The sequence below is a fragment of the Mesorhizobium sp. M7A.F.Ca.US.002.01.1.1 genome (genome assembly GCF_004022955.1).
GTDB lineage: Bacteria > Pseudomonadota > Alphaproteobacteria > Rhizobiales > Rhizobiaceae > Mesorhizobium > Mesorhizobium ciceri.
This window is the reverse complement of record NZ_RZQE01000186.1, coordinates 1-10,772: the sequence shown is the minus strand read 5'-3', so window position 1 is coordinate 10,772 and position 10,772 is coordinate 1. Positions and strand designations below refer to the sequence as shown.

Below are 10,772 nucleotides of genomic sequence, written 5' to 3'. Positions count from 1 at the left end.
CTTGAACGCCCTGTCGGGCAGCGGCACCGGGATTTCCCAACCCTGGCCGGCATAGCGCATGAAGGCGGTGATCTCGCGGGTGATGGCATTGTTCGTGCCGGCTCGCACGAAGCTCTCGGCGGTCGTCTTCAGCCCGTCGAGCAGCGCATTCACCTCGCATGCATCGAAGCGCGACAGCCGCATCAGCTTGGAAGCCAGCGCCTCGTAGCCGAACGGCGCCTTGAGGAAACCGATGGCCGAGCCGACGCCGGCGCCTTGCGGGACAAGGCACTGTTCGACGCCAAGCTTCTCGCACAGCCGCGCCGCATGCAGGGGCGCTGCACCGCCAAAGGCGATCATGACATTGTCGGAGATGTTCTTGCCGTTTTCCACCGCATGGACGCGGGCGGCATTGGCCATATTCTCGTCGACGACCTCGCAGATGCCGAAGGCGGCGGAAACGGAATTGAGTAAAAGCCGGGTGCCGACATCGCGGGTGATCGCCTGCTCCGACGCCTGAGTGTCGAGCCTGATGGCGCCGCCGGCGAAATTGTCCGGGTCGAGCTTGCCCAGCACCAGGTCGGCATCGGTGATGGCCGGGCGGCTGCCGCCGCGCCCGTAGCAGGCGGGACCGGGTTCGGACCCGGCACTTTCCGGGCCGGTCTGGATGCGGCCCATGGCGTCGACCCAGGCGATCGAGCCGCCGCCGGCGCCGATCTCGATCATCTCGATGACCGGGATCGAGATCGGCATGCCGGAGCCTTTGCAGAAGCGATAGGTGCGGGCGACCTCGAAGGTCCGCGCCGTGCGCGGCGAATAGTCCTCGATCAGGCAGATCTTCGCGGTCGTTCCGCCCATGTCGTACGAAACGACGGAGTCCAGGTCGAAGCGCCGCGCCACGTCGGCCGCAAAAATGGCACCGCCGGCCGGACCGGACTCGACCAGGCGCACCGGAAATTCGGACGCGGTTTCCACCGAGATCAGTCCGCCGCCCGAGTGGATCATGAACACCGGACAGTTCGCCCCCATCTCCTTCAGCCGCACCTGGAGGCGCACCAGATAGTCGGCCATCTGCGGCCGGACATAGGCATTGGCGCAAACCGTGTTGAAGCGTTCGAACTCGCGCATCTGCGGCGAGACCTCAGCGCTGATGGAAATCGGTATGTCCAGCTTTCTGGCGAGGATCGCGCGTGCCCGCTGCTCATGCACCGGGTTCATGTAGGAATGGATGAAGCCGATGGCGACGGCGCCGAAGCCGCCCGCGGCGATGCTGCCGGCGATCTCGTCGAGCGCTGCTTCGTCCAGCGGCTGCAATTCCTTTCCGTCCGCGCCGATGCGCCCCTTGACCGTATAGCGATGCTCGCGCGGGATCAGCGGCGGCGGCAGCTTCAGGTTCAGATCATACTGTTCGAACCGGTTTTCCGTGCGCATCTCGATGACATCGCGAAACCCTTCGGTGGTGACCAATGCCGTCTTGGCGCCACGCCGTTCGATGAGCGCGTTGGTCGCCAGCGTGGTGCCGTGAATGACGATGTCGAGGTCCGCCAGCGTGATGCCGGCGTCGCGCACGACAATCTCGATCCCGTCGAGGATAGCCTGTTCGGGGGCGGCATAGTTGGTCAGGATCTTGGTCGAAAAGATCGTGCCGCGCACATCGACCACAATATCGGTGAACGTGCCGCCGATATCCGCGCCGAGACGAATGTCATTTGCCGTACTGGTCATGCGTTGGCCTTATGCGAAGCGAGCGCTGCGTCGCGCATTTGGGAAAGGGTTTGACGCGGCGTGATCGCCTCCGGGGAAATATCCAGCTCCAGGACCGCGCCGGTCGCGGATGCCAGCGCCCTGCCGAAAGCGCCGGCGAAATCGCTGGTCGCGCCGACCCGCTCGGCGTGGAAGCCATAGGCCCGGGCGATGCCGACGAAATCCGGGTTCTCGATGTTCGTTCCCGACACGCGCGCCGGATAGTGCCGCTCCTGATGCGCGCGGATGGTCCCGTAGATGCCGTTGTTCAGGATGAGGACGATCGGCTGCGCCCCGGCCTGCATCGCCGTCCCCAACTCCTGGCAGTTCATCTGGAAATCGCCGTCACCGGCAAAGCAGACCACCGTGCGTGAGGGAAAGGCCACTTTGGCCGCGATGGCCGCCGGCAGGCCGTAGCCCATGGCGCCGGATTGCGGTGCAAGCAGCCGCGCCTTTGGCCCGAATTTGAAGAACTTGTTTGGCCACACGGTGAAATTGCCGGCGCCGTTGGTCAGGATGACGTCGTCGGGCAGCGTTTCGCGCAGCCAGCGGCTGACTTCGACCATGTCGACCGGGCCCGGCTGGGCAGGCGCGGTGAACGTGCCCTCATAGCTTTGGCGTGCCTGCGACCGCCACGCGCCCCAGTCGCCCTTGACCGGCGAGAGCGCCTTGGCGAAGGCGTTCGGCCCGGCATGGATGCCAAGCGCCGGCACATAGATCTTGCCGATCTCGCGATCCGAAGCGTGGACATGGATCAGCTTCTGCTTCGGCTGGGGCACGGACAGCAGCGTGTAGCCATCCGTGGTCATCTCGCCGAAGCGCACATTGATCGCCAGGATCACATCGGCGTCCCGGATCAGCTTCTTGACATGCGGGACCATGCCGACACCGGCCTCGCCGACGAAGACCGGTGAGCCATTGTCGAACTGATCCTGGAAGCGGAACGCCGCGACCACCGGAATGTCGGAGGTTTCGGCGAAAGCCTGGAGCACGGCACGCCCGTCAGCTGACCAGTTGGCACCGCCGATCAGGATGACCGGTCTGCTGGAGGCGGCCAGCATGGACCGGGCCTCGGCCAGCGCATCGGCATCGGCCGCGGCCTCGAACACCCTGGCAGGCCCGCTGAGCGCCGCGACATCGGTCGGCGTGGTCAGCATGTTCTCGGGCAGGGCGATCACCACCGGGCCGGGCCGCCCGGTGAGCGCCGTGGTCCAGGCCCGGGCAATGATTTCCGGCAGGCGCTCGACAGCGTCGATCTCCACCGCCCATTTCGCCATCGTGCCGAACACCGCGCGGTAGTCGATTTCCTGAAACGCTTCGCGGCCGCGCATGTCGGTGCCGACCTGGCCGACGAACAGGATCATCGGCGAACTGTCCTGCATCGCCGTGTGCACGCCGATGGACGCATTGGCGACACCCGGTCCGCGCGTCACGAAGCAGATGCCCGGCGAACCCGTCAGCTTGCCATAGGCCGAGGCCATGAATGCCGCGCCGCCCTCGTTGCGGCACAGCACGTAGTCCAGCTTTCCACGAGTGTCGTGCAGCGCGTCCAGCACGGCCAGATAGCTTTCGCCCGGCACACCGAAACTCTTGGTCGCGCCGAGCGCGATCAGGCATTCGACAAGAAGGCGACCGCCATTGCGGATCATGCTGCGACATCCTTCATTCAGGCGGCAAGCGGATCGAGCCTGCCTTTCAGATTCATACGTGCACGCTGGCGCATCGAGACGAAACCAAGAAATGCCGTCTATTCGAAAGTTTTTCTTTCCCGAGAGGCGCGAACCAGGACGTCCGGGTTCATCGTGCCCAGCGGATCGAACGCGCCTTTGAGCCGCGCCATGAGCTCTCGCTCCACCAGGCCGCGATTGCGGTCGGCCATGACCACCTTTGCCCGGCCAAGCCCATGCTCGGCGGCAAAGCTGCCGCCCATCTGAGTGGCAAGAGATGACAGCGCCTCTGCGAACAGCTCGGCCTTGCCGTCGAAATCGGCACGACCTTCCGGCGGAGACAAATTGTAATGGATGTTTCCGTCGCCGAGGTGCCCGAACGGGTTTATCCGCACACCGGGAAGAATGCCGCCGCAGATCTTCGCGCCAGCCTCGACGAAACGGGCGATTGCACCTGGAGGGACGGAGATGTCGTGCTTGAGTTGCTCGCCTTCCAGCCTTTGTCCCTCCGGTTGCTCCTCGCGCAGCCGCCAGAATTGTGCCCGATGCGCACCTGTCGCCGCCAGCGCGCCGTCGCTAACCAGGCTCTGTTCCATGCCCCATTCCAGAGCCGAAGCCAGGATCTCGTCCAGGGGAACGCGTGACGACCCCGATGCCAGTTCGACCAGCAGATAGACGTCGCCCCGTGTCTCCAGTTGGTAGGCAAGGTCGGGCACGTGCTTGAGCGCCAATCGCAGGCCCACATCGGAGAAGAACTCGAGGCCAGTCAGGAATTCCCCGGCCTCGCCGCGCAGGAAGGCGCCGAACGAAACGGCGGCGGCAAAGTCGGGCAGGACCAGAAGGGCGCTCGCTTGCTGCCGAGGCTTGGGGTAGAGCCGCAGGATCGCGCGCGTGACGATGCCGAGCGTGCCCTCAGCGCCACAGAACAGCTTGCGCAGTTGATAGCCGGCATTGTCCTTCTGCACCGCGCGCAGTCCGTCCCAAATCCCGCCATCAGGCGTCACGACTTCGAGACCCAGGACGAGATCCTGCATCATGCCGTATCGGAAAGCCTGGCTGCCGCCCGCATTGGTGCCGATCAGGCCGCCGATCCTGGCGCTGCCTTCTGCGCCCAGATGCATTGGAAACATCAGCCCATGCGGCTCCAGCGCCTCGTGCAGCGTTGCCAGCACGACACCCGCCTCGACGACGATCGATCCGCTTTCCAGATCCGGCTTCCCGATCGCCGTCATGCGTGACAGCGAGACGATCACCGCATTGGGCTGCTCGGCGACGGCGGCGCCGCAAAGCCCGGTGTTTCCGCCTTGTGGCACGACTGCCAGTCCGGCCTCGCGACATAGTTTGACGACACTGGCAACCTCCGGCGTATTCGCGGGCCTGGCAACGCCCAGAGGTGCGACGCCGTAGCGATTGAGCCAATCGCGCCGGTAGGGCTCGGCATCCCGGCCCGAAAGCCAGCCTTTCGGCCCGAGAATCTCGTGCAGCGCGGTGGCGGGATCGGTCATTGATCTACCCGAGTTAGCTGAGGGCGTGCCGTCCGACACGTCCCGGATCGTTGCTTCCAATCAATGACCCAGCACCTGCGACAGGAATTGTCGAGTGCGCTCGTGGCGGGAAGAGGTGAAGAACTCGTCCGGAGGCGCTTCTTCGAGGATCTCGCCGCCGTCCATGAAAAGCACCCGGTCCGCCACGCGACGCGCAAAGCCCATCTCATGCGTCACGCAGATCATCGTCATGCCTTCCGAGGCAAGCGTGACCATGACGTCAAGCACTTCGGAAACCATTTCCGGATCGAGCGCCGAGGTCGGTTCGTCGAACAGCATGATCTGCGGCTGCATGCAAAGAGCGCGTGCAATGGCGACGCGCTGCTGCTGACCGCCGGACAATTGGCTGGGATATTTCATAGCCTGCTCGGGAATGCGCACCTTCTCCAGGTAGTGGCGGGCGGTTGCCTCGGCTTGCGCCCGCGGCTGCTTGCGCACGATCATCGGGGAGATCATGCAGTTCTCCAGCACCGTCATGTGCGGGAACAGGTTGAAGTGCTGGAACACCATGCCGACTTCACGCCTGATCTCGTCGATATTGCCGACATCGTCGTTGAGCTCGGTCCCGAGCACCGCGATGCGGCCGCCATTGTGCTGTTCGAGGCGGTTGATGCAGCGGATCATCGTCGATTTGCCGGAGCCGGAGGGTCCGCAGACGACGATTTTTTCGCCCCGTTGTACGGAAAGGTTTATCCCGCGCAGTGCTTGGAACGTGCCGTAGTATTTGTCGAGGTTTTCGATGCGGAGCGCCGGCTCACCGGTCGAATTGGTTGAGATCACCTGCACGCCTCCTTACCGTTCGCTGACCGACATGCGGCGCTCGAGAAAGGCGCCATAGCGGGACAGGCTGAAGACGAAGATGAAGTAGATGAAGGCGATGAAGGCATAGACTTCGACATAGGCGAAGCGCCATTCGCCGGTGCCATAGGCGGCATTGCCGGAAGCCAGGATCTCGAAGAAACCGACGATGACCACCAGCGAGGTCTCCTTGAACGAGATGACGAACTGGTTGATCGTGGCCGGCATCGCGTTGCGCATGGCCTGAGGCAGGAGGATGCGGCTGATGCGTTGCCAGTAGCGCATGCCGAGCGCCATGGCAGCCTCCTCCTGTCCTGTCGCAACGCCCTGCATGCCGCCTCTCACGATCTCAGCCTGATAGGCGGAGAAGAACAGAGCGGAGCCGAGGATCACGCGGTAAAGCTTATCGCCCTGCAGCCATTGCGGCAGCGCGAACGGCAGAACCACTGCAAAGGTGAAGAGGATCGATATCAGCGGAAGCGACCGGACCCCGTCGATGATGAGGCCGGTGGTCCGCGAAATCCAGGGCAGCTCCGACCGGCGCAGCAAGGCCAGGCAGATCGCCAAGGGGAAACCGATCAGGCAGGTGGTAACGAAGATGAACAGGGTCAGCGCCAGCCCGCCCCAGGCTTCCTCGCCGACATGGGCAAGGCCAAGCACGCCGCCTTTCATCAATACGTAGAAAAGGCCTGTTCCGGCTCCCCATACCAGCGCGATCCGGCGGCCCGTCCAGAACGCCGGGATACAGCTCAGCACCGTCATCACCACAACGGCGACGCAGGCCAGCGCCGAGCGCCATTGTTCCTCGTAGGGATAGAGGCCGAAGAAGATGATCCGCCATCTCGCTGCGATGACCGACCAGCAGGCTCCCGCTGCCGCCTGGCAGGCTTCCGGCCCGCCGCTGGTGGTGAAGACAGCCGAGAAAACCGCCCAATTCAGCAGCTTCCAGACCAGGAAGACCATGATCGTCAGACAGGCCAGCGACACCACCGCCTGAAGCGGCGTCGCGAAGAAGCGTCGCCTCAGATCCTCAAGCCTGCCGGGAGCGGGTGGAGCGACAATGACCATCTCCATCTCTCAGCCCCTCAGTTGATTGCCCTTGAGGGCAATTGCCTTGTTGATGCGGTTGAAGACGGCGGCAAGGCTGAGGTTGATGGCGAGGAAGCCTGCCATCAGGATGCCGATCGCTTCGAGTGTTTGCCCGGAATGGTTGATCGTCAGCGCCACAATCATGAAGAAGTCGGTGAAGCCCACGGCGATGCCCATCGTCGTCGCCTTCATCAGCCAGACATACTGATTGGCAAGGATCGGCAGCATGGCACGCAGCGCCAGCGGCAGCCGCACCAGCGTGAAGACCCGCCAGGGACTAAGGCCCAAGGAAAGGGCTGCCTCGACCTGGCCGGTGCCGACAGATTTGAAGCCTCCGCGCACGATCTCCGCAATGTAGGAGCCGCCATAGATGGCGATGGCGATGGCGAGGGTGGCGAACTCCGGAGGGATACGCAGGCCGCCTCTCAGATTGAGGCCTTGCAGGGCAGGGAAGTCCAGCAGCGGCGTATCCGGCAGACGTCCGAGAGCCAGAATGATGGTCGCGCAGGCCAGTGCCGCTGCGGCGGCGGCAAACTGGATGGTGCGCCGCTGGCCGATCGGCTGGGCAAGGAGCGACGTCCTGCCCAGCCAGGCCGGCAGCACGATGGCCGCGATCACAGCCATTGTGGCTGCGGCAAACGCGACACTGCCGACGTTCGGGAATGGGATGTAGAGTCCTCGGCTGGTGAGCAGGAAGCCCCAGGCTTCGTGCGCGCTGCGCGGCGTCGGCAGGTGCGTGATGATCGCATACCAGAAGAAAACCTGGAGGATCAGCGGAATGTTGCGAAAGATGTCCACATAGGTACGGCCGAGCAGCCGGGCCAAATCGTTCGAAGACGTCCGCGCCAGACCGACGATCGTTCCCACGATCGTCGCCAGTATCAGGCCGACGCTCCCCAGGAACAGCGTGTTGATGATGCCGATGAGGAAGTACCACCAATAGGGATCATTGGCCGTGGCGGGCAGCAGCGAGAAATTCACATCCCAACCCGTCGACTTGAACAGAAAGTCGAATCCGGAGGTGATCCCCTGATCAGCCAGGTTGCGGCGGGCGATCACGATGCCGGCAAGCACCATCGCGGCGATCGAGCCGACATAGAGGACCTGCAACAGCGCGTTGCGGACCTTTTGATTTCTCAGCAGGCTGACCATCCAAAGATCCTTGCCGAATTGTCGCCGACCCCGCCCGGCTGTGCCGGGCGGGGCCTGGAGCGGGTGAGTTAAGGACGGATCAGTCGATCACCAGCGGGAACAGGACACCGCCATTGTTCCAAAGGTTGGTCAACTCGCGGTCCATCTTGTAGGGCGAGTCCTTGCCGAGGTCGCGCTCGAAGATTTCGCCGTAATTGCCGACGTTCTTGATCACCTTGTAGGCCCAGTCATCATCGAGACCGAGACCCTTGCCCATGCCTGGCGTGACGCCGAGGAACTTGGCGACTTGCGGCGAGGTCGGCGTGGCCTTGACCTCGTCGACGTTCTTGGAGGTGATGCCTTCCTGCTCGGCGAAGATCAGCGTGCTCAGCGTCCAGTTGGCGATGTCAACCCAATTGTCGTCGCCTTGGCGCATGATCATGACTTCAGGCTCGACGGCGAGCACGTCGGGCAGGATGACATGGTCGTCGACCTTGCTCTTGGCGATGCGCGCAATGGCGAGCGTCGGGCCCCACTGCGCATAGAGATCGCAGCGTCCGGAGAAATAGGCCTGCTCGAGCTCCTCGGTCTTTTCGATGAGTACGGGTTCGAGCTTGATGCCAAGCTTGCCCGTATAGGCCGCGACCTGCTGTTCCTGCGACGTGCCGGCGGGAATGCAGATCGTGCCGCCGGCCGCATCCTTGAGCGACTTGAGGTTTAGCTCCTTGTGCGCCATCACCTTGGTCGTTCCGAGGTAATAGGACATGGAAAATTGCAGCCCGAGCTCGGTGTCGCGGCTGAGCGTGCCGCCCGACGCCTTGATGATGATGTCGACATCGCCCGATTGCAGGGACGGCCAGCGCTGCGCCCAGCTGATCGGAACGACCTTCAGTTTTGCCGGGTCGCCGAGCACGGCCGTGGCCACCGCCCGGCAGAGATCGATGTCCATGCCCTTCCAGTTGCCCTTGTCGTCAACTTCGGCGAAGCCGAGGTAAGACCCGTCATGGCCGGTGCAGTTGAGCACGCCGCGCGCCTTGACGGCTTCCAGCGTCTTGCCGCCGGCGGCTTCTGCCGGCGCTGCAAAATGCACAAGTCCAAGGGCCATGGCTGCGGCCCCCCATTTCATCGTCTTCATGTTCCGTCTCCACTGTTGAGGTTGTTTGGTTTCTTGTTGTTGGAGGCCCAAAAGTTCTTTTTCGGAGCTCTGTCTCAAAGCCGCTCCTAATCGGAAAGCGGGGTCGGTTTCGGCACGGAGGAAATCTTCAGATCGCTGCCCCAGTCCTGCTGGGCGAGCCATCGATGAAGGGCGGCGACCGCCTTCACGCGCAGGTGCCCGCGCGGGACGATCAGGTAGAACCCAGGAACTTCTTCCGGCCGCATATCGGCAAGGGCGTCGCGCCCGACCGGCGCGACCAGCGCGCCCGACCTCAAATCTTCCTCGGCGTCGATGACGGAGACGAGACCGACGCCGATGCCTTGCAGGGTTGCACGGCGCATGGTCGCGGCATCGTCGAAGCTGATGCTTCGGTTGCCGTCCGTCTGCTCGATGGCAAGGTGGCGTAAAATGTCTGGCCAAAGGCGCTTCGACTTGACGGTGTCCAGCAACGTGAACAACGTCAGGTCCTGCGCCGACTTGATGCTCTCGCCGATGGCCGGAGTGCAGCAGATGACCTTCGGATCAGGCACCAGCAGTATGGTCTCGTAGTCCGGCCAATTGCCGTAGCCCCACTGGACGGTCATATCGATGTCGTCGCGTCCGAAATCGGGCAGATCGACCATCGTCGTCAGGCGCAGATCCGCACCGGGCAATATCTCCCGGAACAGAGATAGGCGAGGCAGCAAATAGTGGGTCGCGAAATAGGGGCTCGCATTCAGGTTGATGCGGTCCCGGTAATTCGACTTGGTGACGCGGCGAACACCTTCGGAAAATTCATCGAACCCAGCTTTGACATAGTGCGAGAGAAGGATGGCAGACTCGGTCAATTCGACCGACCGCCCCTTGCGTTCGAACAGTGTCACCTGAAGCGTGTCCTCCAGTAGCTTGATCTGCTGTCCGACGGCCTGCGGCGTGACCAGCAATTCATCCGCCGCCTGCCGAAAGCTCTTGTGCTGCGCGACGGCGTGGAAGACGCGAAGCGCATTCAGCGAGGGAAGGCGAAGCTTGCCGGTCATCGTCTATTCCACCTCCTTTCGCTTGCGTTCCTGTTGGACAATTCAGCGCCGCCGGCGCCGCGAAAATAGCTCAGGCGTATATATAACCACCTGAAACAATTACATTTTCTCCCGTCATGTAGGTATTCTTGGGGCCGCCGGTCATGAGAACCCACTCGGCAATCTCCGCAGGCTCGGCGCCACGACCCAGCGGGCTCGCCTTGGCCAGTTCCTCGAGGAAGCCGAGGGCCTTGGCCCGCTCCGTGGCCATGCCTGCGGGGGCCACCGAATTGACCAGGATCCCGTGTTTTGCGACGTCATGGGCAAAGGAGCGCGTCAGGCTGACCACGGCGGCCTTGGTTGCCGCATAGTGGGCGTTCTGCGGATGCGCCTTGAAGGCATCGACAGAGGTCAGGTTGACGATCCGGCCACGCACATGGCTCTTCGGCTCCTGCGATTGCATGTGGCGAACGGCTGCCACCATCATGTGATAAGTGCCCTTGATGTTGATGCCGTTGGAGGCATCCCAATCGGCGTCGCTGATCTCGAGGAGCGGGCGGCGAGGGTAGATCGCGGCGCAATTGATCAGCGTGTCGATACGCCCGAGCTTCGAAACGATGGCGTCGAAGGCGGCTTGGCACTGAGGGCCGACCTGGATGTCGCACAGGGC

General features: G+C 63.2%; 9 protein-coding genes. All 9 read right to left on the bottom strand.

Going from position 1 to position 10,772, the window contains the following annotated elements; genetic code table 11:
- Positions 1–1,704, bottom strand: a 1,704-nt coding sequence (locus EN932_RS18770) for a hydantoinase/oxoprolinase family protein (RefSeq protein ID WP_164890535.1), incomplete at its 3' end; no start/stop codon positions are given.
- Positions 1,701–3,371, bottom strand: a complete 1,671-nt coding sequence (locus EN932_RS18765) for a thiamine pyrophosphate-binding protein (protein WP_127367401.1) — start codon at positions 3,369–3,371, stop codon at positions 1,701–1,703. The genes EN932_RS18770 and EN932_RS18765, both read right to left, overlap by 4 nt.
- Before the next feature lie 98 nt (positions 3,372–3,469).
- On the bottom strand, positions 3,470–4,894 hold the full coding sequence (locus EN932_RS18760) for an FAD-binding oxidoreductase (RefSeq protein ID WP_127388231.1): 1,425 nt from the start codon (positions 4,892–4,894) through the stop codon (positions 3,470–3,472).
- Between the two features lie 60 nt (positions 4,895–4,954).
- The gene (locus EN932_RS18755) at positions 4,955–5,713 is read right to left on the bottom strand and encodes an amino acid ABC transporter ATP-binding protein (RefSeq protein ID WP_127385514.1); all 759 of its coding nucleotides are present in this window, start codon (positions 5,711–5,713) and stop codon (positions 4,955–4,957) included.
- A 12-nt stretch (positions 5,714–5,725) separates the two neighbouring features.
- Positions 5,726–6,805: an amino acid ABC transporter permease gene (locus EN932_RS18750; RefSeq protein WP_064992567.1), complete on the bottom strand. Its 1,080-nt coding sequence runs from the start codon at positions 6,803–6,805 to the stop codon at positions 5,726–5,728.
- Between the two features lie 3 nt (positions 6,806–6,808).
- Positions 6,809–7,972 (bottom strand): ABC transporter permease subunit, encoded by a 1,164-nt coding sequence (locus EN932_RS18745; RefSeq protein WP_127367975.1) that lies wholly within the window; start codon positions 7,970–7,972, stop codon positions 6,809–6,811.
- A gap of 79 nt (positions 7,973–8,051) precedes the next feature.
- The gene (locus EN932_RS18740; protein WP_127367976.1) at positions 8,052–9,086 is read right to left on the bottom strand and encodes an amino acid ABC transporter substrate-binding protein; all 1,035 of its coding nucleotides are present in this window, start codon (positions 9,084–9,086) and stop codon (positions 8,052–8,054) included.
- A gap of 86 nt (positions 9,087–9,172) precedes the next feature.
- Positions 9,173–10,123 (bottom strand): LysR substrate-binding domain-containing protein, encoded by a 951-nt coding sequence (locus EN932_RS18735; RefSeq protein WP_013530401.1) that lies wholly within the window; start codon positions 10,121–10,123, stop codon positions 9,173–9,175.
- Between the two features lie 70 nt (positions 10,124–10,193).
- The coding region (locus tag EN932_RS18730; protein ID WP_164890534.1) for an SDR family oxidoreductase at positions 10,194–10,772 on the bottom strand (579 nt) is incomplete at its 5' end.